Source organism: Sporolactobacillus mangiferae, assembly GCF_023336505.1.
GTDB lineage: Bacteria > Bacillota > Bacilli > Bacillales > Sporolactobacillaceae > Sporolactobacillus > Sporolactobacillus mangiferae.
This window is the reverse complement of sequence record NZ_JAMAST010000026.1, coordinates 1-26,434: the sequence shown is the minus strand read 5'-3', so window position 1 is coordinate 26,434 and position 26,434 is coordinate 1. Positions and strand designations below refer to the sequence as shown.

The window sequence follows — 26,434 nt, the reverse complement described above, 5'->3', positions numbered from 1 at the left end:
CTTGTAATCGCTGTCTAACCCGGAAAGCTTCGCCGGGACTCTGGCAAAAGTACCACCGCACTTATAATCTTTAAAAATTTTGTTATTTTTCATATTCTTATAGGTATAAGAAAACCGGGCAAAAAAATGCCCGGTTTTTCTGAATACATGAAAGCATCCGCTATGCTGATCTCTGCAGATTAGCTGAAACGCTGTCCTTTAAAAAGATTTTTTACCCATACAAGCAGAATCGGAATGAGCGAAACAAAGACAATCAACAGCATCAGCAATGAAAAATGCGCTTTAACAAATGGAATTTGTCCAAAGTAAAAACCGGCCATCAACCCTGCCAATGTCCAAATAACACCGCCGAGAATATTGTAGAAAAGAAAGAACGGATAATGCATACGGCTTCCGCCTGCAATAAAAGGAATGAATGTGCGGATAAACGGAGCAAATCGCCCGAGAAGAACAGCGAAACCGCCATATTTGTTAAAGAACTTCTCGGCCTTCGCCATCTTCTCCTTATTAATTAACCGTTTAAAACGATGATGATGTTCAAGAGAAGCACCGATCTCACGTCCGATCCAATAATTGACCGTATCTCCTGCAACAGCTGCGATCGCAACAAGAAGCAAAAGCAGCCAGATATTTAATTCCGAAGCATTGTGTGCCGCAATCGCCCCCGCCGCAAAAAGAAGTGAGTCCCCCGGAAGAAACGGACAAATAACCAGACCGGTTTCAATAAAGATAACAGCAAACAAAAGTGCGTATGTCCATGCGCCATATTGATTTACAATTTGCGTCAGAAACTGATCAATATGGAGAAAGACATCGATAAACCAAGATACAGTACTCATCCCCACGTCTCCTTAAATTATATCGTGAAAAACCCTGTGTCACTTTCTGTCACTGGAAAATCGTGTACTTTTCTATCGTACCGAATTTCTAGCCATTCGAAAAGTCAATTTGTATGATCTCTTGTTAATTATGTATCAAAAATCAATTAACATTTTCTTAATAAGATTCGTTGTCAACTGGATCTTCGCATCATGCAAGCATACAAAATGAAATACAATTTATCTCAATTAAAAAAACGGGCACAGCCCGGTCCTTACTTCCGCACGATGCGGTGGCTTCCACGTTGTGCACAGGACGTACTTTCACAGGACGTGATGGCTTTCGCGTTGATACAGGACGCATGCGCACTTAGCGAAAGTTCCTTTATAATTATTGAAAGTTCCCTTGCATTAGTGGAAGTTCCTTTTAATCTGTGATCTAACCGGGTTCGCGTCTTTACAGTACTGAATCGGCGCTTCAGCTGCTCGCTTGCCGCGGGCAGGTCGAAATCTGCGTGGTTCTCCATTGGCCTGCAATCAACCGGAATGCTCCGTAGGCGGTACCCTGCCCCGCTTTGATGAATTCCTCATTCTTTTTAGTAATTAAAAAAGATCTCAAACGTCATTTTCATGATGTTGAAACCTTTTTTTATTCTCTGCCAGCTCTTTTTTTCAGCCAATGGCTTCTTTAAGAAAAGCCGTAATCGTTTCTTCTTTCGAATCGCTTAGAACTTTTCCGGTCGCTCTATCGACAAAGGTCGGCACGGTCAAAAATTGATATTTTTCTTTTAACTGATTAAAACGTCCTTCATCATCTTCACGCACGAAAAGTTCAATCTGGTCATTATATTTCCCTTCGAGCGCATGATTCAGCACCATTTTCGCCCGATCGCAGTATGGACATACCGTTTTTGTGATCATCAATACTTTTTTTTCAGCCACTATGCTCACTCCTTTCTGTTATTTTAACCAATAAGCAGACAGACTGTCATCTGTTCTGCATATAAATCTCGTTTTTTACCATGGATTGAGGTATGCTTTACTATAAAAAGCACTGTCAGAAAATCAAGTTGTTCTTCAGCACAGGCTGTCCATTCATGAACAAAATACTTCATATCTTTACGAATGCTGAATGATGAGTCGACCAATCATCAAATAAACAAAAGGGACCAGGGGACTGATTATGGATCTGTTTCAAGAAAAGCAGCCGGACATACTGAGTGTCTCAACCAATCTCCGGCTAACTAAATTTCGCACGATCATTCCGGAGGCGCTTGGCTGGTATCAGGACGAAACTATGCTCCGCATGATCAGCAGAGCCAGTCCACTCGCATATGACGAAGCTCGGCTGAGTCGCATGTACCATTATCTGGAACAACACGGAGAACTTTACTATATCGAGTATGCAAACAAAGATTCCTTTGTCCCAATTGGCGATGTCACCTTATGCCCGCGCGACTTGCCCATCGTAATTGGAAATCCTGCATTCCGCGGAAACGGAATTGGAACCCAGGTCATCCGCTCACTCGCCGAACGTGCATTCACAATGGGCATGCATGAAGTATATGTCCAGGAAATTTATGATGAGAACACTGCGTCCCGGAAAGCATTTGAGCATTGCGGATTCAGGAAAGACGCCCAAACATCATTTGGGCATGCGTATCGTCTCAATGCTTCCGAATTCCATTAAAAGCTTAACAAAAATTTAACATATGTCGTTGACAGTCCTAAAGCCCAGGAGTAAAATCGTTCATAATCCCCCGTAAGTCGGTGGGTTTTAAGCATGAAATCATCAAAAATTATTCATTTTATAAGGAGCATCCAAACATGGGTCAAACAAAAAAATCATCATTTGGTGTGCGCGACATCGTTCTTGTCGCTTTGTTTGCGGCTGTCACCTATCTGGGGATTTCAGCATTGAGAATTCCACTTCCGGCAGCTGTGGGCGCGCCATTCATCCATTTCGGAAATTCATTGCTTGTTCTCGCCGTTCTGCTGCTTGGCGGGTTCCGAGGCGGTCTTGCAGGTGCCATTGGACTCGGTTTATTCGACCTGCTCAGCGGCTACGCGTCGACAGCACCTGTGACTGTTCTTCTGGCTTTTCTTGTTGCAGGGATAGTCACTCTGGTCTTCCATTTACTGGGACATTCGGATCGACCGCTGAACATCTTCATACTTGCTGTGGTTGCAGGCATATCAAAAATTGTACTCGAATTTCTGCACGGTCTCATTCTTTTACTGCTTGGCGGAAGTGCATTAGGAACGGCTGTAGCTGGCGCGTTCACTAGCCTCCCTGCAACTGCAATTAACGCTGTGTCAACCATGATCATCGTTTCCGTACTCTATTTTCCGTTAAAGAAAGGTTTATCTGTATTTGATTCAAATAAAGGAATTTCCAAAATCTGAGTAAACCATGTATGATAATGTTCGGGTCGATAAATCGCCCGAACGTTTTTTATTCTTTTCACTCATGAACGAATACATCCATTAAGAAGGAATCATTGACTATGAGTGTTCTAATTGACATGAGCAAAGTATATTTTCAATATCTGCGCAACCAGTCAGACAATCAATGGCTGCTCTCTGATATCAATCTGTCGATTGAAAAAGGAGAGTTTGTTGCCATACTGGGCGCAAACGGAAGCGGAAAATCAACGCTTGCCAAACATTTTAATGCGCTGCTCGTTCCATCTGATGGAAAGGTACAAATCAACGGCATGGATACTCGCGAAGAGCAGAACAAACTTCAGATTCGGCAAACCGTCGGTATGATCTTTCAGAATCCGGATAATCAGTTGATCTCAACAATAATTGAAGAAGACGTTGCCTTTGCACCGGAAAATCTTGGGCTTCCTCCTGAAGAAATTCACCAGCGTGTGGACTGGGCACTTAACGCCGTGGACATGAGTGCGTACCGGCTGCATACACCCTTCAAACTGTCTGGCGGCCAAAAACAGCGCATCGCTATCGCTGGCGTGCTTGCTATGAGACCACAATGCATCATTATGGATGAACCGACATCGATGCTTGATCCGAGCGGGCGTGCAAGTGTCCTTCGCACCATTCACCGATTAAATACCACATTCGGTATCACCATTGTCCTGATCACCCACCATCTGGAAGAGGCCGCCCAGGCGCAACGGATTCTTGTCATGGACCGTGGCAGGATCGTCATGGATGATCCTCCCGAAAGCATTTTTTCTCAATTTGAACTGCTTCATCAATTGAATTTGGGCATACCACCGATTACTTTATTAACAAAACGGCTGCAGCGCCATGGAATCGACCTGCCCGCAAATACAATGACCGCGGATAAGTGTGCCGATGCGATCATTGCAATGCTGGAGGCACACCATGGCAATCATTGAGTTAAAGCATGTACACTATGCTTATGGGGTGGGCACCTCATTTGAAAAACAGGCATTAAACAATATTTCATTTTCCGTGGATCCGGGTGATTTTCTGGCCATTGTCGGGCATACTGGTTCAGGAAAATCAACTTTGATTCGTCATCTGAACGGGCTGCTTCGCCCGGATTCAGGACAGGTATTCATTCACGGCAAGGATCTCTGGTCACAAATGAAGGACCGACGTTCCGTTCGTTTTCAGATCGGTCTTGTCTTTCAGTATCCGGAAACGCAGCTATTTGAAGATACCGTCGGTAAAGATATTGCGTTTGGCCCAAAAAATATGGGACTCAACGAGCAAGAGGTCAAGCAGCGTGTGCAGGAGGCTTTAGCTTTTGTCGGCCTGGATGCTTCCTATCTGGAGCGCAATCCATTTCGTCTGTCAGGGGGAGAAATGCGCCGCGTTGCCATTGCCGGTGTGCTCGCCATGAGGCCCAGCGTACTTGTTCTGGATGAACCAACTGCCGGTCTCGATTTTGACGGCCGCGCACTTATTCTTCAACAATTGGAGCAGTTCAGAATCAAAAGCGGTGCTGCCATCATTCTTGTCACACACAACATGGATGATATCGCAGAACATGCGCAGCGAGTGATTGTGCTCCATGAAGGCAGAATGGTTCTGTCCGGGACAACGGCTTCAGTCTTTTCGGAAGCAGACATTCTGAAACAGTGCGGACTTGACGTCCCGCAAATCACCAGAGTACTGATAAAATTAAAAGAAAGAGGATTGCCTGTACGAACGGACGCAATCACGCTAGAAGCCGCAGAACGGGAAATTCTGAAACTGTTCAGAGAAGGAGGTTAATTATGGCACGTGATCTGACTGTCGGTCAATTTCTGCCCGGACATGCGATCATGCATCGTCTCGATCCGAGGACAAAAATTTTATTAACCTTCTTCTTCATCATCCAAGTGTTTCTTGCAAAAAGTACGGTCAGTCTTTGTTTCCTGATCATCTTGCTCTTTTTATTTATTTTTTTCGCTCGGCTTTCTGCAGGGAAAGTGTTCAGAGCCGTTCGGCCGATGATCCCGGTTATCGTTTTTACGGCTTTGATCAATATTTTTTACGTTCCTGGTGATTCTGTGCTGCACTTTGCTTTTCTTCACATAACAAAGCAAGGTTTATTTACCGGGTTCACTTTATTCGTACGGCTGACCGTGCTGATCGTCGGATGCTCTCTGATCACGTATACAACATCTCTGAACGCGCTGGCAGCCGGTCTGGAACAATTGCTTTCACCACTTGCACACCTGCGCGTGCCCGTCAGTGAACTCTCCATGACACTGACCATCACCTTGCGCTTTCTTCCTTCATTGTCCGATGAATTTGAACAGATTGTCGACGCACAGAAATCGCGTGGCGCATTCTTTGATCAGGGTTCGCCAATCAGGCGCATTAAATCTTATTTTCCTGTTCTGATTCCACTGTTCATGTCGGCTTTTCGAAGAGCATTTGAGCTGGCCAATGCAATCGAGTGCCGGTGCTACCATGGAGGAAAAGGACGCACGAAAATGAACACGCTGCACTTTGCAGGACGGGACATTGCTGCTTTTCTGGTTTTTACAGCGTTGTTTTTTTTAACCATCATCTTCAACTTCATCTGAATGATGCTTATTTTTTGCGTCAAGCAACTTGCCATTCCCTTCCTCACATGAACCGCGAAAACAGCGGGCAAATTAAAATGGAAGGGAGGTGGCAGAACATGGGACAGACTTTAAAAGATATTATGTCCAGCAATGTCATTTGCTGCACGCCAGATGAACCCGTACAAGCTGCAGCAGATTTAATGCGCAAACACAACATCGGATGCATCCCAGTGACCGAAAACGGTCGTTTTGAAGGAATCATCACAGATCGCGATATTACACTCCGCTCCGCAGCGGTGGGTAAAGAAAGCAATCAAATGACGGTACGTGAATGTATGAGCAATCACGCGCTCATATCCGGATCACCGGATATGAATGTCCAGGAAGCAGCAAAAATGATGGCTGAGCACCAGATACGCCGATTACCGGTTGTCGAAAATGGTCAGGTTGTCGGGATGGTTGCACTTGCGGATCTGGCAACAGAAGAACAATTTGATCACGAAGCAGAGAAAGCACTTGCCGGTATATCCGAACCCGGCGGTCGCTGATCATCCGTTTTAAGTTGTTGTGCTTTTATATCCTGCCATCTAAGTCACAGAAGATGCCTCTACAGTGTTTCTAACTGCGAGGCATCTTTTTCAGCTTTTTCCTTCTTTTGTACGTTCGCCCGATCCATCATCACCCAGATAACGTATAATGCAGTATCTGATTGATGAGGTGGTGTTATCATGGGATGTCCGACTAGTGGAAATATCAACTATGGAAATGGGTTTGCACTGCTTGTTGTTCTGTTCATTCTGCTGATCATTGTCGGCGCGGCATTCTGTTACTGATTTAATGTTATGGAGAGCTAAGCTCTCAAAAGGATCGGGTGTCTCAAAAGTCATCAGGCTGTGGGACACCTTTTTTGATATTGCCATCCTGCAAATAGGTAACAGCCACCCGAGCACAAGGTACGATTTATTTTCGAATCAGAAATCATTAAAAGTAAGAAGCAAGCATACCGACATACTCTTTTAATGCGGTAAACGTGATTCCCCCGTTTGACGGCACAAACTGTCCGGGATAAATCACCGTTTTTCTGCTTGTCAGATAATCAGTCGGATAAGGCGTCACCTGAATATTCAGCTGGCGAAACAGTCGAACGGCACGCGGCATGTGAAAGGCTGAGGTTACCAAAATCGGATGGCGGTAACGATGGGCAGTAAGCAGCTTCTTCGTATTTACTGCATTGGTCTTAGTCGTAATACTTTTATTTTCAGTCAGAATCTTCTCACGTGGTACACCAAGGGCAATGAGCTGACGTCTGCCGATATCTGCTTCGACACCGCTGTCCGGATACACTTTCCCTCCGGATAAGATAATGGGCAGATGAGTTTGCCTGTAAAGACGAAAAACAGTAAGCAGACGATTGGCTGCGTTCCCGGACAGCTGCCCGCTTCCGTTCATGTCCGGCGTCCCAAGCGTAGCACCCCCACCAAGCATAACAATCACATCCCCTCTGGGGTCAGCAGGCGGCTCATAACGATACTCTAAAGGGTGCACAAGCAGAATTCCCGTTAGTGGTATAAAGGCGACATACATACTGAGCGCAACGCTGCCAAGCAGAAAAACAAGAAGATTTTTCTTTCGAAATAAAAGAGAACAGATCACGACAAGCAGTATGACAAACAATCCGGGTGGCAATAAAAATCCATACACAAATTTTATGACATATTCCACAATTTTCGCTCCGTTCAAACATCTATTTTTCTGGCCTGGCTGATGTTGCCGATCAGTCATTCACTTTTCAAATTATAGCAAAGAAAACCCGGACATGCTTTTTTTTACAGATCAAAGATAGGACTGAAGCAAGCAACCATTGCCCCGATGCACGGCAACCCCCGTTGCCTGTGCACATCTCTCAGTCACATCAAAGAGGCCTCTGACGAATGCGCCGTCATATAAAAGACGCACATGTTCAAGAAACGGATGGGGCACATTCGAGCAAAAAATTTAACCACAAAAAAACGACTGCCCCTGCAATGAGGGGTAAGCCGTTGTGTTTAGAAAAACAGGTCCTTACTTCCGCACGAATCGGCGCTTCAGCTGCTCGCTTGCCACTGGCGCACCGCGGGCTTCCTCAGGCAAACTGGAATCTGCGGGATCACGCTGGCACCTGATCAGCAGGAACGTTCCGCTGGCGCCCGTGCGCTTTCCGTTTTTCAGGAAACCGCAAATCGACAGTAATGTCTGAGAACCCTTCTCAAAAAAGTGTATTCCATGTCTTCGGTCCGACAATGCCATCAACGGTTAATCCGTGCCGCTTTTGATAAGACCGGACCGCTGTCTCGGTTTTCGGTCCAAAGATACCGTCAGCCGTTAGTGAAAGTGCACGTTGAATACGCGCAACATCCTGACCACGGCTTCCGCGCTTAATAAGCATTCCGGGATAAGGCACGATAGCTGATGCGGTAGCTCCTTCTTTTTTCTTCGCGCTATGGGACAAAGCTTGTTTCGTTGCAGGGCCAAAGATTCCGTCATCAATAAGCCCATTCCGTTTCTGCAGTGCACGAACAGCCACTTCTGTCGCCGGACCGAAAACGCCGTCCGCGCCTGCACTGCCAACATTATATCCGGCCTGGATCAACTGCTGCTGAAGACGCCTGACAGCTGTTCCCTGATCACCGCGCTGAAGCAGCGTATTTGTACGTGCAGATGCACTTTTTTTCGATTCGGCAGACTTTGTCGTACCAACCGTCTTCACCGGAGATCCGAGTATCCCTTCCGCAATCGCTTTTCCGACTGAATCAGATTTCCCGGCAATGATCGCTGCATCTTTTTTCGTATCAACAAAACCGCATTCAATCAGAATGGCCGGTGGGACAGTGTTTCTTAATACATACAAAGATTGATTTCGTTTGACACCGCGATCAGGCAATCCGGTCACGGAGCAGATATTTTTAAGTACCCGTGCCGCAACGGCGTTCGTCTTGCTGTCATACTGATAAACTTCAATACCGCTCCCCCTGCCGGCGTTCAAATGAACAGACACGGCCAGTGTCAGCCCGCTGTGCGCATTTATCTTTCGGACAATTGCCGCAAGATTCTCATTCTGCGTCTTCCCGGCATCGTCTGTATCATCATAGACCGTCTGTCCTGCTAGGCGCAGGTACTTAATCGCTGCCTCTTTAATCTGACGATTAACAACCTCTTCCTTAATATATCCGTGAGCACCGGGTACAAAGGCATTATGTCCTGCGTGAATACTGTATTCTGCCATTCACTTACGACTCCTTTTTCTATATTTTTATGTTTGTCCGTCTTATTTGGAAAAGACGCTTTGCTTAATATATAGAAAAAGGCATGTATACCCGGTGGCTTCTCCTGGTGAAAACGTATTGATGGGAACAACGCTGGCCGTCTGAACGCGATTCTCTGCAGCTAGCGCACACACGTAAAATGGTGAGAAATTTACCGCACTTCTTCCTCACTCCAAATGCATCCGTTTACGGAATGCTCTGAGATTACTGCGACTGACCGGCACTTCAGCTTTCAAATCATGCAGCCGAACAAGATAAGTCTGATTGAACCATGGCACAATTTCACGTATCTTTGATAAATTGACGATATAGGACCGATGGCAGCGGAAAAAGAGCAGATCAGGCAGCATGGCTGCAAATTCAGATAAACTCATCGGCATGGTATACACATCATCGTCTGTGTAGACAAGTGTATTTTTTTCCCGCGCCTCCGCGTAATAAATGTTATTCACGTGCTTAACCACAATCTTTTCGGCTTTTCTTAAGTTGATCCGGTATGGCCGGGTCGATCTGTCTGTAAAAACTGCATCGTCCCGAATAACTGCTGGCTGCCGCTCCTGAAATGCATGTTCCAGTCTGGCAAGTACTGTAGCGATTCTTTTTTCATCATAAGGTTTTAGAATATAATCAAATGCCTCGAGTTCAAATGCCTTGGCTGCATGTTCTTTATAGGCAGTCGTAAAGATAATATACGGCTTACGCCTGAACTTACTGATGCTTCCCGCCAGCAGCATGCCGTCCAGCGATGGAATGTTGATATCCAGAAAAACAGCATCCGTCTCATTCTCCTGCAGAAATTTCAAAACATCGAGTCCGTCCTCAAAGCAATGAGTAATTTCAATAGAACTGTGTTCCTGGATTAAATAGGCAAGTTCTTCGCGTGCGAACCGCTCATCTTCAACGATAATTGCTTTCATAGATCCACCTTCTTAATATCAAAAGAAACATCCGTGCCCGGTGACAGCCGGCGAATAACCAGCCCGTTTCCATAAATCAGTTTTACACGCTGATGTACATTAAGCAGGCCGATTTTTTTTGCGGGTACTTGATTCCGATACAATTGATCAATCATTTTCTGATCAATTCCGGGACCGTTGTCACGAATGGTGATACGCACATGACCGCCTTTATCCTTAATTCCAAGTATGACTTTCCCCTCTCTTCTTGTCTTAAGTGCCCCGTGCTTAATCGCATTTTCGACAAGCGGCTGAATCAGGAGACTGGGAATTTTCAATGAAACACGGTCAATGTCGTACACAACATTCAATCTTTTGCCGAAACGTGCCTGCTCAATGGCAACATAGTCCTTCACTTGCTGAATGGCTTCATCCATGCTCATAAATTCATCTGCGCGCTCAATATTGGCACGCATATATCCAGATAAGTGAATGATCAGTTCACGTGCACGTGCCGGGTCTCTCCGAATCAGCGATGCGATCGTGTTAAGCGCATTGAACAGAAAATGCGGATTAATTTTGGATTGCAATGCCTGAAGTTCTGCTCTGCCTGCTGCTTCTTTAATCTGTTCGAGCCGTGATATCTCCATTAATGTTGAAATCATCTGAGAGAGTCCAATGGCAAGCGTCTGCTGAGAATACGTCATTTTTGTCGCTTTACGATAATAAACCTTAAGGGTACCCGTGACCTCATCTTTTTCTTTTAGAGGAATGATCAGTACCGACTGAATTTGCGGCAGATGATGTTCTGATGAATGGTTGGAAAAAGTGATCTTCCCATCCCTGATCACCCGTTTCGTCAGATCGCTGACGATTTCTTTTCCGACCGTATAGCGTTCCTCACCAAAACCAACGTAGGCAAGCACATTTTTAGTGTTCGTCATTGCAACTGCGTCCGCATCGATTTCATTTTTTATAATGCCGCAAATCTTTTCCAGAGAGTCTTTAGTTACGGAGCGGAAATATGGCAGCGTTTTATTGGCAATGTCAAGCGAAAGCTTGGCCTGCATGGCCGCGATTCGTTCTTTCTCCCCTTCGACGCTCATCACTAACAGTACGATAAAGCCAATATTAACTTCACCAAGAATCATGGGCAGAGCAATTTGTGAGACGATCGCCCAGCCACGTGCAGGAGATCCTGACAGGAGCAGAATCAGGAGCATCGTAAGCAGTTCACAAAGCACGCCACCGCCGATGCCATAAATCCAGCGGGACGATTTTCGGATTCGATGATGAATCCACGCAGCGACCAGCCCGGCAAGTGAACTGGTCAGAAAACATGGAAGAGCTGTAACACCGCCAATGTCAATCAGGTAACGATGCAGCCCAGAAACCACCCCTGTGATGATGCCGACAGCAGGTCCGAAAAGAATACCGCTTGAGATAATGGTCGCAATACGCACATTCACAAGTGAACCTTCTACGTGAATACCTGAATAGGTGCTGAGGACAGCAAAAAAACAGAAGATTGCTGTTAAAATCATTAATTCTGACTTTGAATGCTTTTCTCGTTGAAGAATTTCTTTAAAACGAGGAAAACGAGTCAATAGAAACAGAAAAACGATCAGCAATGCCGCACGTTCAAACAATTGAAAAAACATCGTAACAAATGAGGTCATGACCTGCCGCTCCTCCAGTAAATACATCGGCTTCGTCAGACTGCAAGCGAAGTCTCCGTCACATTTAAAGTGTAGTTTCAACAGAAAAACAATGGTCAGTTTTATTTAAGTGTAGCAGATTTTATCAGCAGCAAGGCAAAGATGGGTGCCAGAATTTCTGCACCCATCCTTTTTCAGACTATGTTAAAGGATCATCCCGCTATGTGGATGAATCAATGCATGATCCTGCCGGATTAATGGCTCTCACGCTCCCGCACCCGATGTGCGGAAAACAGCGGTACGTGTTTCGTTCCCGGCACATGCAGCAGCAGGGCGATGATTGAAGCCACAATGCAGAGCACAGCGATAAAACGAAACGTTGGTCCAAATCCACCCAAAGCGCCCGATATAAATGAAATGCTCAAGCCGCCAATGCCAAACCCCTGATAGATGATTCCGTAATTGCGGCTCTGATTTTTCAATCCAAAATACTCTGCAACAACCGTTGGAAAAATAGTTATGTTCCCGCCGAAACAGAAAGCGACACTGGAGACACAGAGAAAATAAAGCAGGAAGGTTAATTGAACGTGACTGAGCACAAGAGCGGCGACCGCAGTCATGAGAAGCGAGACGGCAATCACTTTCAGTCGGTTGAAGTGATCCGAGATCATGCCGAGCACAATACGTCCGATTGTATTGAAAATAGCGACCATCGCGACTGCATTGGCAGCGGTTGCCAAATCAAGTCCAGCCAGACCGACACCAATATTTGCCACACTGCCGATCAGATAAAGGCCGCTCATACACGCCGTAAACAGAATGAAGAACAAAAGATAAGCCTCTTTGGTGTGCAACATTTCCTTCAGCTCGTAATCACGGTTCGTCTTTCGCGTAAATGCCCGTGGTTCGCCTGCTTCAACCTGCGCTTCTCTTATCAGAAGCGCACCAACCAACATCAGCAGCATGATCATCATGCCCCAGTAAAGAAACGTCTGCATGACTCCAGTGTGCGTCATTAAAAAACCGAGAATATACTTAAACAGCAGGCTTCCAGTACCGTATGCGCCGACTGCGATTCCTGAAATCAGTCCCTTTTTTTCAGGAAAGCTTTGAATTGCGTTTGACAAAGTAGTCATATAAGCGATTCCGTTCGAAGCACCAACCAGAATTCCGGCGAATATATAAAGCATCCAGAGTGAAGAGGCAAAGGAACTGATGATCAGTCCGCCACCCATGCCGACGCCGGTAAGAATCAAGAGACTGCGAATCCCTATTTTTTTCTGAATACTGCTGGCAAGTAACGTTGAAAAAGACAGGGCGAAGCTCATAATGGAAAAAGTCGTTGCGACCGCACGGACACGCCAACCATACAGATCTGCGAGCGGCTGATTGAACAAGCTCCATGTATAGATCGTGCCTAAGGCAATCATTGCAATAATTGTTCCAATAAGGACTTGCAGGGGGGTAGAATGCAATTTTGTACGCTTATTCACCTTCATTTTTATGTCCCCTTTCTTTTTGTGCCAAGGGGCATCTTTTGAAGCTCTTTTCGGCCCCTTCTCGTGATTATTATAAATGCATGCCTTAATATGGTAAGCGTTTTCAGCATGAATTGACGCGATCAGCTCCTGAACTGCATATTGGGTAACTTTAAATTCATAGCACTTTTAACTCCCTGCTATTTATTAAAAAACAGACAACAATGTCACATTCATAAAGGGCCTGCGCATTTCGCCGGTATTAAAGATGAAATCCAGCGCGCGATCACGTAAAATAGAATAAGTGACTTTAATCATTGCATGCTCAGTCATGAATAGGCAATAAAATGGCGGAAAGGATGAGTCCACTGTTTAATGACGTATTTCTAAAAGCGTGCCGCAGCGAGCACGTTCCATATACACCTGTCTGGTTTATGAGACAGGCAGGCCGTTATCAGGCTGAATACCGCTCAATCCGCGAACACTATTCTTTCTTTGAGATCAGCAGGCATCCAGAAGTCTGTGCCCAGGTAACACGGCTCCCGGTCGAGAAGCTTGGCGTTGACGCCGCAATCTTGTTTGCAGATATTATGACGCCGTTGAAAGCACGCGGTCTCAAGGTTGAGATAGTCGAAGGGGTGGGGCCGGTATTTGACCGCCCCATTCGCTCCGGCGCGGATGTTGCGCACTGGAAACCGCTCGATCCATCTCAGGATCTGCCCTATGTTCTGGAAACCGTTGATCTGCTTCACAGCCAGCTCGATGTACCGCTGATCGGTTTTGCCGGGGCACCGTTTACGCTTGCCAGTTATTTGATCGAAGGCGGTCCGTCAAAAAATTACCATCAGACAAAAGCATTTATGTATGCGCATCCGGAAGATTGGGCGGCCCTTATGGACGATCTTTCAGCCATGACCTTAGACTATCTGCTCGCGCAGATTCACGCCGGGGCACAGGCCGTACAGCTCTTTGATTCATGGGTTGGCGCAGTCAGTGAGGAAGATTATCGCAAGTCCATTGCACCGGCAATGAACCGGATTTTCAGCAAGTTGAAAGAAACTGAAGCGGTAACTCTTTACTTTGCGACTGGAGCGGGACACCTTTTAACAGAGTGGAATAAACTGCCTGTTGACGTCCTGTCCTTTGACTGGCGTACCTCTGCAAATGACCTCCGCAGACTGGGCATTACCAAAGCAGTGCAGGGAAACCTTGATCCCGCACTTCTTCTCGCCCCTCAGAACTTACTGAGAGCAAGGGCGCAGACTTTGCTGGATCAGTTTCAAGATCGGCCTGGCTACATATTTAATCTGGGACATGGTGTTTTCCCGGAAGTGAAGGAGAAGACGCTGCGGGCATTAGCCGATTTTGTGCATACCTATACAAGCCAAAACAAGCCCGAAGCAAGAAGATTTCAAACAGGGCAGAGTTGATCTCCGCCATTCTTTTATGACTGATTCTCTGCTTCATTTTGAAGGACGTATAAATCCGGCAGTCCGTGAATGAAATCAGGTGTGATTGCCTGTCAATTAAAAGAGGACCTCATCGGCATAAATGACCTTTGAGATCCCCTTTTATTTCTATAGCTTTTTGATCAAAACAACTTATTCTTCGCGGAGCCAGCGAATCGCGTCTTTCGCGTGATACGTAATAATCAGATCGGCACCAGCACGTTTCATGGCGGTCAGCGATTCGAGAACGATCGCTTTCTCATTAATCCATCCATTCTGTGCCGCCGCTTTGACCATGGCATATTCTCCACTTACGTTATAGGCTACCAGCGGAAGATTCACATGATTTCGAACATCACGCAGCACATCAAGATAAGGAAGCGCCGGTTTGACAATGATAAAATCCGCTCCTTCCTGAACATCTGATTCCGCCTCGCGGATGGCTTCACGACGATTCGCCGGATCCATCTGATAGGTTTTTCGATTGCCAAACTTTGGTGCGCTTTCCGCAGCATCACGGAATGGTCCAAAAAATGCCGATGCGTATTTGACTGCGTAAGACATAATCGGAATCTGCGAGAAGCCGGATTCATCAAGTGCCTGGCGGATCGCAGCGACAAAGCCATCCATCATATTTGACGGTGCAATGATATCCGCACCAGCTCTTGCCTGAGAAACAGCCGTTTTCGCCAAATAAACAAGGCTCTCATCATTATCCACATCACCGTCATGAATAATGCCGCAATGCCCGTGATCTGTATACTCACACATGCATGTATCTGCAATGACCACAAGCTCAGGATACTTTTCTTTAGTCAGACGAATGGCCTGCTGGACAATGCCTTGATCATCATAAGCACCTGAACCGACCGCATCCTTTTCTTTAGGAATTCCAAAAAAAATAACCGATGGAATACCAAGTTCGGTGACTTCCTTCAATTCCTCGTCAAGACGATCAATCGAGTATTGGAATACATTGGGCATCGAAGCAATTTCTGTCCTTATATTCTTTCCTTCTTCAGTTACAAAAATAGGATAGATAAAATCAGTCGGCTGTATGAATGTTTCCCGAACCATGTTTCGGATGGCATCCGTCCGTCTCAGACGGCGATGTCGATCAAACTCAAGCTTACCGTTCATTCTTAAGACTTCCTTCTTTTTTGGAATAATAATCCGCCAGCGCGTCAATCATGTCAACGGCAGTGAACTGTCCGGGAACGGCATCTGGCGGGTAGCCCATTTTTTTTAATGCCCGGGCAGTGGTTGGACCGATTGCCGCCAGCACGCATTGATTTAGAGCGTCACGCCATTGCCGTTCATCGAGCAGATCGGTAAAAAAACGAACAGAAGACGGGCTGGCAAACGTGATTGCCGATAAGCAGCCGGATTGAAGAACGCGTTCAAGCGATTTTCGACTGCGACTGTCTGCGCACGTTTGATAAATGACACAACTCGAGACTTGGATACCAAGGCGCTCAAGTTCAGCAAGCCAGCTTCGGTTCGACAGTGTCCCGAGCGGAACCGCAACCTTGCCGGCCTCAAGCCTACCGGACCGAAAAGCCTGCACCAGCCCCTGAACGGAATAGTCAGGAGGGATAAAATCTGCGTTGATCCCATAGGCCTGCAGACTTTCCGCTGTTTTTCTGCCGACGGCTGCCACGTTCACGCTTTGCAGACATTCACACCCACCTAAAGCATTCATAAAAAAATGAAGGCCGTTCTGACTTGTGAAAATCATCCAGTCTGCCTGGCGAACAGATTCAAGCCAGCATTGGTTCTCCTCTGCAGCACGTGGCAGTGCGCGGTAGCTGCTGAGCGGGATACAGACCGGCGTCCCATCATGAGCATAGATGCGTTCACAGATTGATGCTGACTGATGCACCGCACGCGTGACGAGGACCCACCGTCCCTTTAACGCGTGATCAATCGTCTTGCTGGTCATCCGTGTCACGACCCGTCCCAAGTGAAGTCAGAATATTGCCTGCCCCCTGTGCCAGCAAAGCGTCTGCAGCTCTGATGCCCAGCAGTTCCGGCTGATCGCCGGACTGGTGCGTACGCAGAACCGTCTTCCCATCTATGGATGCGACAAGACCATCAATGTCTATGGTTCCATCCTCAGAAATTCTGCTGAATGCGGCAATCGGAACCTGACAGCTTCCATTCAGGCGCTTCAGAAAAGCACGTTCCGCGCGAGTTGCAACTGAAGTTGGTTCATGCTTGATCGCAAGCAGAAGTCGCTTCAGTTCCAGATCGGAAGAACGACACTCAATCGCAAGTGCGCCCTGCCCGACCGCAGGCAGCATGGTTGCGAAGTCCAGCAGTTCTCCCGCCGCCTCAATGCCCAACCGTTTCAACCCGGCGGACGCCAGAATAATCGCGTCAAAATCCCCGGCATCAAGGCGCTCCAGACGTGTATCCACGTTTCCGCGCAAAGGACGAACAGAAAGGTCAGGACGTTCATGCAGGATTTGTGCGGCACGGCGCAGACTGCTTGTGCCGATAACAGCTCCGGTCGGGAGTGTTTTTAAAGTGCCGCCCTCCCGGGAAATCAATAGATCATGCGGGTCCTCGCGTACCGGAACTGTAGCAATCTCCAGCCCCGGAGGCAGTTCGGCCGGCATATCTTTCATACTGTGCACAGCGAAATCGATCGTCCCATTGAGTAAAGAACGTTCAATTTCCTTGACAAAAAGTCCTTTCCCGCCAACCTTGGCCAGCGCGACATTTTGTATGCGGTCTCCTTTAGTCACAATGTGCCGGACGATAAAGGAAAATTGGTCGAAATGACGTGACAATTGATCAATAACAAGACCACTCTGCACTAAAGCGAGTTTGCTTTTTCTTGATCCAACCCGAATGACTCTCAATGTCCATCCTCTTTTCTCGCCTGCACTTATATCTATCCGATATGTACGGGCGACTTCATCAATGTTTGATCAGATTTTTCATTAACAGACAGCTCCGATTCACGCACAGGCTCTTCCGTATGCGCAACACGATCAGCAATATTAAAAATTTCGGCAAAGTGATCAATGGCGTGCTTTCCATGTTCGCAGCAAGCCAGCTCTTTTATATTATTGATTGGATCGCGGAGCAGCTGGTTAATCATGCTTTTCGACTGCTTGCTGATCACGGCACGCTCTTTTTCAGTCAATCCGGGAAGTTTGTGCTCAATCCGCTTCATCGTTTCCGAATGAATAGACAACGCTTTCGCTCTTAATGCCGCAATGACCGGAACAACACCGAGCGTATGCAGCCAATCGTTGAACTTTGTCTGCTGTAGCAGGATCATCTGCTCAGCTTTCCGTGCCGCACGCCTGCGTGCTTCCATGTTATGATCAATAATCTGACTCAAGTCGTCAATATCAAATAAAGAGATGCCATCAATCTGAGCGACTGCCGGGTCAACATTGCGGGGTACACCAATGTCCACAACGATCTGCTTTTGATCTTTTCTTAAACGTGACAATGAAAACATGTCTTTCGTAATTAAATAATCAGGAGCCGAAGTTGCCGCAAAAATGACATCGTTCTGTTGAATGCAGGCCGCAAGGTTTTGAAAATCATCTGCTCTGCCTCCGAAGTTCTCTGCCAGGCGTGCCGCCTTCTCTTTCGTACGGTTGACAACCGTTACCGTGCCGATGCCACTCCCTGTTAGGTGCTGCAGCGCAAGTTTGCTCATCGACCCTGCCCCGACCATCAGCACGGATTGATGATCGAGCGGCCCGAACTGATCACGGATCCGCTTGACTGCCGCATAACTGATCGATACGGGATGATCATTGATCTGTGTTTCTTCTTGCGCACGTTTGCCCAGATTTAACGCTTCCTGAAACAATTCGTTAAAAAATGTTCCGGTTGTTCCACTCTGCTGCGCAGTCAGAAAACTTGCCTTCAGCTGACCCAGGATTTGTGTTTCACCAAGTACCATGGAATCGAGTCCGCAAGCAACACGAAAAAGATGGCGCACTGCTTCATCGTCTTCTTTAACCATAAGATATGAGGCCAGTATTTCAGAATCCATTTGAAACCAGTCGGAAAAGAACTTCTTGCTATAATACCTGCCTGTATGCATTTGATCGCATACAACATAGAGCTCTGTACGATTGCATGTGGACAGGATCACGTCTTCAAAAATACTTTTTGTCTCTCTTAATTCTGTCAGTGCCTGCTCTAATTTCGATGGTTGTATCGCCAGTTTTTCTCTTAACGCCACCGGAGTGTTTCGATAATTGACGCCGATTGTCAGAATATGCATGAAACATGATCCTCCGATCTTTCATTTAAACGGCAGAGCAGGCAGCCACTCGAAGGTGCCTGCCGATATCTGTCCTCTAAACGGTAACAAATCAGCCACTTAAAATCAAAGCATCTGCGTCAAAAAAGTGACATTAATCACTGTGCTGTCACATTTTGTTCACAATTGCGGCTTATTTTCGTCAGAAAAAGGAAAACCCTATTCAAATGTTGTACGAGACACATTGACAGATCATGCATATGTCAAATGGTTCATGAACTTCTGCTGCTCTGACTGATCCAGATATTTTGGATTCAGAGCCTGCTTTAAGCAGGCCATCTTCTGTGCTCTGCTCATTTTTTTACTGAGGACCTGGCGCCTCACCAGAAACAGGAAATCCATATACGCGCCATAATCACCCTCTAAATTTCTGTCAATCGCGTCGCGCAACTGTCCCGCAAAATATGGGCTTGCGCCGCCTGTTGACACGGCAACGGTCAACCGCCCGCGTCGCATCACAGCAGGAACAGAGACATTGCCGGATTGTGCATGCCCGGACACGCAAACCAGTTGATTTGGCTGGGCGCACGCAGCGATTTTTTCATTGACGCGTTCGTCATCCGTTGCAGCAATAATCAGAAACGGACCATCAGAATCTTTTCTTTCCCACCTGCGTTTTCCCCAGGTAATACATCCTTGTTTGGCCCACGCCTGAATCTGCTTTGAAGCTTCTTCACTGACGACCGTGATTTCGGCACCCGAGTCAATGAGTGAAGGCACTCTTCGGGTTGCCACACGGCCGCCACCGACGACAAGAACGTTCCGATGCTCAAGATTAAGAATGAGCGGATAATCGATCATGATCGATTGCCTCCTGAACCCGCCTTTTTAGCAGAGAGATAAAAAGCGGATGGTCGCCCAGCGTCCTGCACAGGATGAAAGTATCCCGATGAATGCTTTCTTCTATGGTTCGCTGAATCTCTTTCGTAAGAATACCCGGAAAAAGCAGATACGGAACAACATAGATACGTGAATGGCCTTGCCGTGCAGCCTGTTCGAGGCCCTCTTTCAACCCAGGCTCCATTGCCGCCATATAACAGACAGATATATCTGCGACACCTCTTTCCCGTAACCCGGATGCAATTTTTGAAAAAGCACATGGTGTATCAGGGTCACTCGAACCTCTGCCAACAACGACAGCCGATTCAATGGGCGTCTGATCAACCCGCATATCATCCATTCTTTGCATTAATACATCGATGATCTGTTCTTCAACGCCAAACGGGTGCCCATAGATGAAATGTACGGATGGATAGGCCTTTCTGGCTGCTTTGATGATGCGCGGAATATCCCGTTTATCATGTCCCGCAGATAAAAGGAGTACTGGCTGAACCATCACACAATCCGCGCCGTACCTGACGCAAAGCTCTATTCCTTTCTGAATGTCAGGCTGGACCCGTTCCAGATAACAAATTTGCTGGATCGGTGCCGCAATCCTTTTCATACACTGTGTTAGAAAATCATTAGCCTGACGGACACCTGCGGCTACTCGTGTTCCATGACTGACATACAGAACAGCCAGCATCAATAGATCCCCCCGATACTGATTTCCTGCTCTCCCAGTTTTTCAAACCATTGCAGTTGTGCCCGAAGTCTGACCACTTCGCCAATAACAATCATTGACGGACTTTTAATATGCGCCTGCTCAGCGGATTGACAAAGATCACTTAAATTCACTGCTATGGTTCGCTGCCTCTCGGTCGTGCCCCATTCAATAATTGCTGCCGGCGTCGACGGACTTTTGCCGCCTGCGATCAATGCACTGACCAGATGCGGAAGATTGGCCACTCCCATATAAATAGCCAGTGTATCCGTTGCGGATGCGAGTTGCGCCCAGTCCGGTTCGTGTCTGTCACCAGCTTTGCCGTGGCCAGTAACAAATGTAACTGAGCTGGCATAATCTCGATGCGTCACCGGAATGCCGGCATATGCAGGCGCAGCCATTCCGGCCGTAATCCCTGGTACAATTTCAAAGTCAAGATGCTCCTTTGCAAGTGCTGCCGCTTCTTCTCCGCCGCGTCCGAATAGAAACGGGTCCCCCCCTTTGAGCCGAACAACTGTTACATGCAGTCCAGCATACCGGATCAGCAGATGATTGATCATCTCCTGATCCATGGCGTGCATGTGCGGTCGCTTTCCACAGTAGATAAGTTTTGCATGGCTCGCCTCCTTGAGCAGATCCTTGCTGACCAATCTGTCATAAAGGACAACATCCGCACGTCGAAGAAGCCGCAGGCCTTTGACTGTGATCAGGTCGGGGGCTCCCGGCCCCGCGCCAATCAAATACACCTTTCCCATGCCATCACCTTTATTCGTAAGCTTTCCGAGGCTGAATCAGATACCCCGCCCCTGCTTTTTTTACGATCTTTTTTTCAACTATTGTGATATCTCTTATATTCGTTTTGGTTAAAATATTGTGCTGAATTTCCCGGTCCGCAATCTGAAAAGCCTGTTCCTCATTTTCCGCTGCCGCAACAGCAAAAAATTCTCCTTCATCCGTAGTAATTATTAGGCGATATAAATTCAAAAAGCATCCTCCGTTCTAATCAATCATTGCTCATAGTGACTGATAATCGTATCAAGCAGAGACTGAAGCGTTTCTTTTCCCTTTCTTTCTGTAAAGGCATAGAAGGTTTCGCCTTGTTTCTTTTCCTTTTTGAAATAGAACAGAAAATCTTTAAGAACATCGGACAGAAGGGAAGATTCAATTCTTCCTTTCAATCTCTCATTGAAATGCCCTCCGTTATTCAGATGACCGCCAACGAAAAGTTCATACGCGTCAACCAGTTGACCTTCCGGAGTCCTCAATTTTAATCCCTGGATACCTATATCGGCGATATGACGCTGGCCGCAGGAATTAGTGCACCCAACCATATAAATCCTGACAGGCACATCCAGCTGCACCTCTCTGTCCAGCCTCTCTGCCAGTTCAAGCATTTTATCCTTTGTATTTGTCAGTGCCAGATTGCAAAATTCATTGCCCGTGCACGCCATCGCATAGCCCGTAAAGAATGTTGGATGGATCGGAAATTTCTTGAAAATATCATTTTTCAGTAATTTATCAATAGAATGATCCGGGATATTGGGAATGATGAGATTCTGAGAATTAACTGTCCGGAGTTCCCCGCTTCCAAATTGTGCAGCAAGTTCAGCGATCTTGTAGAAATCATCGGAATGAATACGTCCGACCGGTACACTGATTCCCACGTAGTTCAATCCCTTCTGCTTTTGCGGATGCACGCCAAAAAAGAATCCGCCATTCCAGCCGATTGTTTCGTCTTTACCTGCTGCCGGGAGTGTTCCGGTCAGCTCCAATACCCTTTCTTCAAATTTTTCAATGCCCCAGTCAGCGATCAAATATTTCAGCCGCGCACGTGCCCTGCTTTTTCTGTACCCAAAATCTCTGTACAGCGTCGTCACCGCAGCAGCAACTTTTTTCACTTGATTCTTGGTAACGAAAACATTCAATTGTTTGGCCAGGTAAGGTTTCGCCGCCAGACCACCACCTACCAGAACATGAAAACCGAGAACTTTTTTGCCATCAATCACTTTGCTCGCTGGCGTAAAGGCAAGATCGTTAATTTCCGCATGCCCGGCATTATATATATTGGCATTAACTGATATTTTGTATTTTCTCGGCAGATTTGAGAAGTCTGGATTATCCTGAAAAAATCGGTAAATCTCATCGACCACCGGCCGGGTATCGAATAATTCATTTGGATCAATACCAGCCAGGGGATTACCGACTACATTTCGCGGTGCATCGCCTTCCGCTTCGCTTGTTGTCAGATCCACTTTTTTCAGACGTTCAAAAATTTCCGGTAATTTTTCCAACGGAATCCAGTGATATTGAATGGATTGCCTGGTCGTAATATCCTGGACGTTTCGTCCGTATAATTGGCCGATTTCAGAAAGAACGACTGCCTGTTTGTGATTTAAAATGCCCGTCGGCACTTTCACGCGCAGCATGAACAAACCTTTATCCTGCGGTTTCTGGACCGTTAATCCTGCATACTTGAAATACATGTACTGATCCTTAGGTATGGATTCAAACCCGTTTTTTGCATAGTAAGGAATGTCATCAAAGACAGATAGCCCGTCTTTTTTTAATTTATTCTTTTCATTCTTATTCAGCTGCTGATTATCCGCCCATACTTTCACATAGCTCAAAATCGTTCCCCTCCTAATGCATGTCTAAGATATAAAACTCCTCCCATAATGAACGGCAGGAAGGGGTTTTGCTCGCGTATTCCCTATCTTTCAAAATGGTCTGCTATTTTGCTGGAATTAGCACCTTGCTATTACATCATCATTTTCACAGGTTGTCGGATATCATCGGGCCAGTCCCTCAATCACTCTGGATAGTTTTTTTCATTCTAGTATCTAAAATTTTCATTGTCAATAATTCATATGTTTTTTATCGGATATTTTTAGAGTGTCGATAAAAATGCATCATCTCTGCGGCTACTTGCTTGCTGTGCGCCCCGCTTTGATGCTCGGCCAGCCCTTGTTTGATTGATTGCTTGGATACAGCGCAAAATCATAGACATTTTTTCGCATATTAAAAAGTTTCAAATAATGGTTGCATTATTCCAAGTTGCATGGTAGGATATAGCCAATTTAATGAACACTTATCGAGAGAGGCGGAGGGAATTGGCCCGATGAAGTCCGGCAACCACTTTGCATCACGCAAAGTACAGGTGCCAAATCCAACAGGAGTACCCTGAGAGATAAGGAGTGACGAACACGGTTCCAAAGCCCCCTTCTTTCAGAATGAGGCTTTTTTTACAGAAAAAATTGAGGAAATGAGGTGACAAAATGGAACAGTGCTTAACGGTCTGTTAGTAACCAAGTTTTTAGATGTGTTTTGTTTTAATTTAATTAATGTGTGCGACTAAAAATACCACACATCAATCACTGGAGGTTTCATTTCAGATGTACCATTTATTTTTATAGGGGGTATCATATATGTCTATTGATTTGACGTCTGAAAAAAATCCGAACACGATAAGAAAAAGCGGATGGCTTGAACTGGTCCGTAAAGAAGATTGGCTCGCGGTCTGGATTGGACTCGTCCTTGTTGTTGCCGGACTGCTGTTTCGAGCTGCCGGGCAATCGATTTCAGTTTTGACCGCACAGCTCCCAAAATGGGCGAATTTTTCAGCCCTTGGCAACGCCGTTACGGAGCATTTAAGCGGCATCCTTCTTCTCTTTCTGACCTTTCTCATTCTTTTTTCTGTCACCGCAATATTGCAGCGTATTCATATTGGCAAGTTTATTGCTGGTTTCACGGTCCTTTTTGCAGTCAGCGTTGCCGTAAATCTGTTCAGTTCATGGAGCTTTGCCGCACAATATAATCTCGAAGCACCAATCATTGCTTTGCTTGTCGGTCTGATCTTCGGCAACTTAATTCCTCTTGGCGGCTGGTTCTCATCTGCTCTCCGAACCGAGCTTTATGTCAAAGTCGGTAGCCGGTTTGAGCAGGCTGCCCCCTACCCCAATTACTCTGCACCCTGCCTTGTACCAATCTTCCAGATTATCCAGACTAATACCTCCGGATGGCATAATCTCCAATTGCGGCAGCGGAGCTTTAACATCCTTAATAAATGCAGGACCAACGACATTACTCGGGAACAGCTTCACAATTTCCGACCCTGCCTTAATGGCTGTTTTCATTTCATTCACGGACATGCAACCGGGGATATAAGGAACTTCATAGAGATTGCACAATCCAGCCGTTTCTTCATCAAAAGTTGGTGAAACAATAAATTTAGCTCCAGAGAAGATCGCTTTATGTGCCGAATAAGCTTCAAGAACCGTTCCTGCACCAATAACCACTTCTGGATCGTTTTGATATTTGGCAACAAGCTTTTTTATGGCAACATCAGCATCCGGAACAGAAAACGTCAGTTCAATACTTTTGACCCCGCCCTCAATCAATGCATCTGAAATATTAATCGCTTTATTAACTGATTCTGCACGCAATACGGCCACAATACCGTTTTTCTCAAGTGAAGATAAAACTTCTGCTTTCTGTAGCACAAAAACCACCGCCTTAATTTCTTATTTGTACTGTTGATTTATTATTAATAAACTACGCTAATATTATAAGACAGTGCACAAATTCTGTAAAGCGCTAACATTATCTTCCACTCTTAGAAAATTTGGCTTTGCCAAGCCTTTGACACGGGCGCATCGCGAGCCGCCTCGGGTAAGCTGGGATCTGCGGGGTCCCACTGGCGTCTCACAGCTTCGCGCCTAATCTCAAAACGCACGTAATTTTAAAAGGTGTCCCATTGTCAATAGACTTTTGAGACACCCTCTTTGACCTAAGCCAGCGTAAACCAGCCGTTATTTAAAATTTGGCTATGCTCTCGCAATTCGCCTTGACCCATTCGTAAAAACACGGACTTTCACTTAACCTAAAATTCAATCAGAAAACCTGGCTTCGCCAAGCCACTGGCAAAAGCGAGGCCGCATTGCACTTATCTATTATCTATCCTTATACTCCTTAAAATCGTATATCTTTTTATAGGATATATGAAAACTTCATGACATCAATCATTTAATTTGTGTTCAATTGCCTGTTTGACCTGCTGCAATGCTACAACGATCCCGTTTTTCTTCTCCTCAGATAAACGAAACACTGGAGAACTGATACTGATCATTCCTTCAACCGTCCGCCCATGCTTCAGCGTCACCGCCACGCAATAAATATCATCTTCATTTTCCTGATCATCGATCGCATATCCTTTTTCCCTGATCTGCAGCAGATCCTGAAGAAGGTGTTCCTGATTACTGATCGTGTTCTTCGCCTTTTTTTCTAACTGAACGCGGCTTAGATACGCGCGAACCCACTCCTCGCTTTGTTCAGCTAAATATGCCTTCCCCATCGCCGAACAATACAAGTCTACTGAATGGCCGACCTGCGAGCGCAAAATGATGCGACTCTTCGCATTTAATTTCTTTATGTAGATAATACGTTCACGATTATACGCCCCCAGGTGAACCGTCTCCCCAATCTTGTCATTCAGTTCAATTAAATAGGGTTCTGCAACCGAGATAATGCTAAAGGACTTCTTAGCTGCTTCACCATAACGAATCAGCTTAGTTCCCAGTGTATAGCGTTTCGTCTCTTCATCCCGGCTTACATAATCAACCAGGCACAGTGTATTTAATATCTTCAATACCGTGGACTTGCTCGTATTCAAAGAGGTATAGATCGTCTGCAGATTCACCGGCTGATCCTCATGCTCTAAAAAATCAAGAATCTGCTTTGCACGTAAAATAACCGTCCCATACGGTTTGCTTTCTGTCATTATTTCACCATCCGCTGTTTTGAAATCTATTGCCTGTAAGCAGCCAGGCATTTGACCTCTCAACCGATTAAAATCAAATCTATTATAGAACAGCATCGCCAATGAAGCAATGAATGGCTTGCCGTTTACCCCGCTGATTTAAATGATCATGATAACCAGTAGTGATTGCCCTGTCTAACAGATGCATCTCCTGTTAAATCTTAATTTTCACGGTGACTTTTCCC

27 protein-coding genes and 2 riboswitches are annotated in these 26,434 nt (G+C 46.1%); of the genes, 9 read left to right on the top strand and 18 right to left on the bottom strand.

All coding sequences use genetic code 11. The features are described from left to right. Positions 1 to 179: 179 nt before the first annotated feature. Positions 180 to 839: a VTT domain-containing protein gene (locus tag M3N64_RS13390; protein WP_249103764.1), complete on the bottom strand. Its 660-nt coding sequence runs from the start codon at positions 837 to 839 to the stop codon at positions 180 to 182. A gap of 651 nt (positions 840 to 1,490) precedes the next feature. Beyond that, on the bottom strand, positions 1,491 to 1,760 hold the full coding sequence (locus M3N64_RS13385) for a glutaredoxin family protein (protein WP_249103759.1): 270 nt from the start codon (positions 1,758 to 1,760) through the stop codon (positions 1,491 to 1,493). 241 nt (positions 1,761 to 2,001) lie between these two features. Here M3N64_RS13385 and M3N64_RS13380 point away from each other — a divergent pair, with 241 nt between their 5' ends. From M3N64_RS13380 to M3N64_RS13350, 7 genes are all read left to right on the top strand, one after another. Continuing rightward, positions 2,002 to 2,508 (top strand): GNAT family N-acetyltransferase, encoded by a 507-nt coding sequence (locus tag M3N64_RS13380; protein WP_249103754.1) that lies wholly within the window; start codon positions 2,002 to 2,004, stop codon positions 2,506 to 2,508. Between the two features lie 137 nt (positions 2,509 to 2,645). After that, positions 2,646 to 3,224: an ECF transporter S component gene (locus tag M3N64_RS13375; RefSeq protein WP_249103750.1), complete on the top strand. Its 579-nt coding sequence runs from the start codon at positions 2,646 to 2,648 to the stop codon at positions 3,222 to 3,224. Between the two features lie 101 nt (positions 3,225 to 3,325). Beyond that, positions 3,326 to 4,186, top strand: coding sequence for an energy-coupling factor transporter ATPase (locus M3N64_RS13370; protein WP_249103744.1), 861 nt, complete (start codon positions 3,326 to 3,328; stop codon positions 4,184 to 4,186). Further along, positions 4,173 to 5,030, top strand: a complete 858-nt coding sequence (locus M3N64_RS13365) for an energy-coupling factor transporter ATPase (protein ID WP_249103738.1) — start codon at positions 4,173 to 4,175, stop codon at positions 5,028 to 5,030. The genes M3N64_RS13370 and M3N64_RS13365 overlap by 14 nt, the downstream gene beginning before the upstream one ends. Before the next feature lie 2 nt (positions 5,031 to 5,032). After that, positions 5,033 to 5,830, top strand: coding sequence for an energy-coupling factor transporter transmembrane component T family protein (locus M3N64_RS13360; RefSeq protein ID WP_249103735.1), 798 nt, complete (start codon positions 5,033 to 5,035; stop codon positions 5,828 to 5,830). A 98-nt stretch (positions 5,831 to 5,928) separates the two neighbouring features. Next, on the top strand, positions 5,929 to 6,360 hold the full coding sequence (locus M3N64_RS13355) for a CBS domain-containing protein (RefSeq protein WP_249103732.1): 432 nt from the start codon (positions 5,929 to 5,931) through the stop codon (positions 6,358 to 6,360). 180 nt (positions 6,361 to 6,540) lie between these two features. Continuing rightward, positions 6,541 to 6,645 (top strand): YjcZ family sporulation protein, encoded by a 105-nt coding sequence (locus tag M3N64_RS13350; RefSeq protein WP_249103729.1) that lies wholly within the window; start codon positions 6,541 to 6,543, stop codon positions 6,643 to 6,645. Positions 6,646 to 6,793: 148 nt separating this feature from the next. On the opposite strand, the gene M3N64_RS13345 is transcribed toward M3N64_RS13350, so the two are convergent. Next, entirely contained in the window at positions 6,794 to 7,534 is a 741-nt protein-coding gene (locus M3N64_RS13345) for a YdcF family protein (RefSeq protein WP_249103725.1), read from the bottom strand. A gap of 319 nt (positions 7,535 to 7,853) precedes the next feature. Here M3N64_RS13345 and M3N64_RS13340 point away from each other — a divergent pair, with 319 nt between their 5' ends. Continuing rightward, entirely contained in the window at positions 7,854 to 8,048 is a 195-nt protein-coding gene (locus M3N64_RS13340; protein WP_249103722.1) for a hypothetical protein, read from the top strand. Between the two features lie 9 nt (positions 8,049 to 8,057). Here M3N64_RS13340 and M3N64_RS13330 read toward each other — a convergent pair whose 3' ends face one another. From M3N64_RS13330 to M3N64_RS13315, 4 genes are all read right to left on the bottom strand, one after another. Further along, on the bottom strand, positions 8,058 to 9,074 hold the full coding sequence (locus M3N64_RS13330) for an N-acetylmuramoyl-L-alanine amidase (RefSeq protein ID WP_283163464.1): 1,017 nt from the start codon (positions 9,072 to 9,074) through the stop codon (positions 8,058 to 8,060). Positions 9,075 to 9,281: 207 nt separating this feature from the next. Beyond that, positions 9,282 to 10,031: a LytR/AlgR family response regulator transcription factor gene (locus M3N64_RS13325; RefSeq protein ID WP_249103720.1), complete on the bottom strand. Its 750-nt coding sequence runs from the start codon at positions 10,029 to 10,031 to the stop codon at positions 9,282 to 9,284. After that, the gene (locus M3N64_RS13320) at positions 10,028 to 11,689 is read right to left on the bottom strand and encodes a sensor histidine kinase (protein WP_249103717.1); all 1,662 of its coding nucleotides are present in this window, start codon (positions 11,687 to 11,689) and stop codon (positions 10,028 to 10,030) included. The genes M3N64_RS13325 and M3N64_RS13320 overlap by 4 nt, the downstream gene beginning before the upstream one ends. A 233-nt stretch (positions 11,690 to 11,922) precedes the next feature. After that, the gene (locus M3N64_RS13315) at positions 11,923 to 13,167 is read right to left on the bottom strand and encodes an L-lactate MFS transporter (protein ID WP_249103714.1); all 1,245 of its coding nucleotides are present in this window, start codon (positions 13,165 to 13,167) and stop codon (positions 11,923 to 11,925) included. A gap of 338 nt (positions 13,168 to 13,505) precedes the next feature. On the opposite strand from M3N64_RS13315, the gene hemE reads away from it, so the two are divergent. Then, positions 13,506 to 14,576 (top strand): uroporphyrinogen decarboxylase, encoded by a 1,071-nt coding sequence (hemE, locus tag M3N64_RS13310; RefSeq protein WP_249103710.1) that lies wholly within the window; start codon positions 13,506 to 13,508, stop codon positions 14,574 to 14,576. 171 nt (positions 14,577 to 14,747) lie between these two features. On the opposite strand, the gene hemB is transcribed toward hemE, so the two are convergent. The 11 genes from hemB to M3N64_RS13255 form a co-directional block, all read right to left on the bottom strand. After that, positions 14,748 to 15,734, bottom strand: a complete 987-nt coding sequence (gene hemB / locus M3N64_RS13305) for a porphobilinogen synthase (RefSeq protein WP_249103708.1) — start codon at positions 15,732 to 15,734, stop codon at positions 14,748 to 14,750. Then, the gene (locus M3N64_RS13300) at positions 15,724 to 16,536 is read right to left on the bottom strand and encodes a uroporphyrinogen-III synthase (protein WP_249103705.1); all 813 of its coding nucleotides are present in this window, start codon (positions 16,534 to 16,536) and stop codon (positions 15,724 to 15,726) included. The genes hemB and M3N64_RS13300 overlap by 11 nt, the downstream gene beginning before the upstream one ends. Further along, the gene (gene hemC / locus M3N64_RS13295; protein ID WP_249103703.1) at positions 16,517 to 17,461 is read right to left on the bottom strand and encodes a hydroxymethylbilane synthase; all 945 of its coding nucleotides are present in this window, start codon (positions 17,459 to 17,461) and stop codon (positions 16,517 to 16,519) included. Before hemC ends, M3N64_RS13300 begins: the two co-directional genes overlap by 20 nt. Before the next feature lie 32 nt (positions 17,462 to 17,493). Then, on the bottom strand, positions 17,494 to 18,852 hold the full coding sequence (gene hemA, locus M3N64_RS13290) for a glutamyl-tRNA reductase (protein WP_249103700.1): 1,359 nt from the start codon (positions 18,850 to 18,852) through the stop codon (positions 17,494 to 17,496). Positions 18,853 to 19,083: 231 nt separating this feature from the next. Further along, the gene (locus tag M3N64_RS13285; RefSeq protein ID WP_249103698.1) at positions 19,084 to 19,692 is read right to left on the bottom strand and encodes an NAD(P)-dependent oxidoreductase; all 609 of its coding nucleotides are present in this window, start codon (positions 19,690 to 19,692) and stop codon (positions 19,084 to 19,086) included. Then, positions 19,667 to 20,416: a sirohydrochlorin chelatase gene (locus M3N64_RS13280; RefSeq protein WP_249103695.1), complete on the bottom strand. Its 750-nt coding sequence runs from the start codon at positions 20,414 to 20,416 to the stop codon at positions 19,667 to 19,669. Before M3N64_RS13280 ends, M3N64_RS13285 begins: the two co-directional genes overlap by 26 nt. Continuing rightward, entirely contained in the window at positions 20,416 to 21,189 is a 774-nt protein-coding gene (cobA, locus tag M3N64_RS13275) for a uroporphyrinogen-III C-methyltransferase (protein WP_249103690.1), read from the bottom strand. Before cobA ends, M3N64_RS13280 begins: the two co-directional genes overlap by 1 nt. A gap of 10 nt (positions 21,190 to 21,199) precedes the next feature. Then, on the bottom strand, positions 21,200 to 21,418 hold the full coding sequence (locus M3N64_RS13270) for a DUF3906 family protein (RefSeq protein WP_249103687.1): 219 nt from the start codon (positions 21,416 to 21,418) through the stop codon (positions 21,200 to 21,202). A 23-nt stretch (positions 21,419 to 21,441) separates the two neighbouring features. Next, entirely contained in the window at positions 21,442 to 23,061 is a 1,620-nt protein-coding gene (locus M3N64_RS13265; RefSeq protein WP_249103685.1) for a nitrite/sulfite reductase, read from the bottom strand. Positions 23,062 to 23,141: 80 nt separating this feature from the next. Next, a riboswitch (SAM riboswitch) is annotated at positions 23,142 to 23,259 on the bottom strand. A 260-nt stretch (positions 23,260 to 23,519) separates the two neighbouring features. Then, positions 23,520 to 23,628: riboswitch (SAM riboswitch) on the top strand. Positions 23,629 to 24,321: 693 nt separating this feature from the next. Continuing rightward, positions 24,322 to 24,933, bottom strand: a complete 612-nt coding sequence (locus tag M3N64_RS13260) for a bifunctional 2-keto-4-hydroxyglutarate aldolase/2-keto-3-deoxy-6-phosphogluconate aldolase (RefSeq protein ID WP_249103682.1) — start codon at positions 24,931 to 24,933, stop codon at positions 24,322 to 24,324. 515 nt (positions 24,934 to 25,448) lie between these two features. Beyond that, complete coding sequence (locus M3N64_RS13255; RefSeq protein ID WP_249103678.1) at positions 25,449 to 26,210, bottom strand: IclR family transcriptional regulator; 762 nt, start codon at positions 26,208 to 26,210, stop codon at positions 25,449 to 25,451. Positions 26,211 to 26,434 lie beyond the last annotated feature (224 nt).

Bases quoted from the DNA above. Each gene is read 5' to 3' on its own strand.
- M3N64_RS13370 (WP_249103744.1), top strand. From the start codon at position 3,326: ATGAGTGTTCTAATTGACATGAGCAAAGTATATTTTCAATATCTGCGC.
- M3N64_RS13390 (WP_249103764.1), bottom strand. From the start codon at position 839: ATGAGTACTGTATCTTGGTTTATCGATGTCTTTCTCCATATTGATCAG.
- hemA (WP_249103700.1), bottom strand. From the start codon at position 18,852: ATGCATATTCTGACAATCGGCGTCAATTATCGAAACACTCCGGTGGCG.
- M3N64_RS13280 (WP_249103695.1), bottom strand. From the start codon at position 20,416: ATGCTGGCTGTTCTGTATGTCAGTCATGGAACACGAGTAGCCGCAGGT.
- M3N64_RS13330 (WP_283163464.1), bottom strand. From the start codon at position 9,074: ATGGCAGAATACAGTATTCACGCAGGACATAATGCCTTTGTACCCGGT.
- M3N64_RS13350 (WP_249103729.1), top strand. From the start codon at position 6,541: ATGGGATGTCCGACTAGTGGAAATATCAACTATGGAAATGGGTTTGCA.
- M3N64_RS13355 (WP_249103732.1), top strand. From the start codon at position 5,929: ATGGGACAGACTTTAAAAGATATTATGTCCAGCAATGTCATTTGCTGC.
- M3N64_RS13315 (WP_249103714.1), bottom strand. From the start codon at position 13,167: ATGAAGGTGAATAAGCGTACAAAATTGCATTCTACCCCCCTGCAAGTC.
- M3N64_RS13285 (WP_249103698.1), bottom strand. From the start codon at position 19,692: ATGATCGATTATCCGCTCATTCTTAATCTTGAGCATCGGAACGTTCTT.
- M3N64_RS13325 (WP_249103720.1), bottom strand. From the start codon at position 10,031: ATGAAAGCAATTATCGTTGAAGATGAGCGGTTCGCACGCGAAGAACTT.
- M3N64_RS13365 (WP_249103738.1), top strand. From the start codon at position 4,173: ATGGCAATCATTGAGTTAAAGCATGTACACTATGCTTATGGGGTGGGC.
- M3N64_RS13380 (WP_249103754.1), top strand. From the start codon at position 2,002: ATGGATCTGTTTCAAGAAAAGCAGCCGGACATACTGAGTGTCTCAACC.
- hemE (WP_249103710.1), top strand. From the start codon at position 13,506: ATGAGTCCACTGTTTAATGACGTATTTCTAAAAGCGTGCCGCAGCGAG.
- M3N64_RS13360 (WP_249103735.1), top strand. From the start codon at position 5,033: ATGGCACGTGATCTGACTGTCGGTCAATTTCTGCCCGGACATGCGATC.
- cobA (WP_249103690.1), bottom strand. From the start codon at position 21,189: ATGGGAAAGGTGTATTTGATTGGCGCGGGGCCGGGAGCCCCCGACCTG.
- M3N64_RS13300 (WP_249103705.1), bottom strand. From the start codon at position 16,536: ATGACCAGCAAGACGATTGATCACGCGTTAAAGGGACGGTGGGTCCTC.
- M3N64_RS13375 (WP_249103750.1), top strand. From the start codon at position 2,646: ATGGGTCAAACAAAAAAATCATCATTTGGTGTGCGCGACATCGTTCTT.
- M3N64_RS13320 (WP_249103717.1), bottom strand. From the start codon at position 11,689: ATGACCTCATTTGTTACGATGTTTTTTCAATTGTTTGAACGTGCGGCA.
- hemB (WP_249103708.1), bottom strand. From the start codon at position 15,734: ATGAACGGTAAGCTTGAGTTTGATCGACATCGCCGTCTGAGACGGACG.
- M3N64_RS13255 (WP_249103678.1), bottom strand. From the start codon at position 26,210: ATGACAGAAAGCAAACCGTATGGGACGGTTATTTTACGTGCAAAGCAG.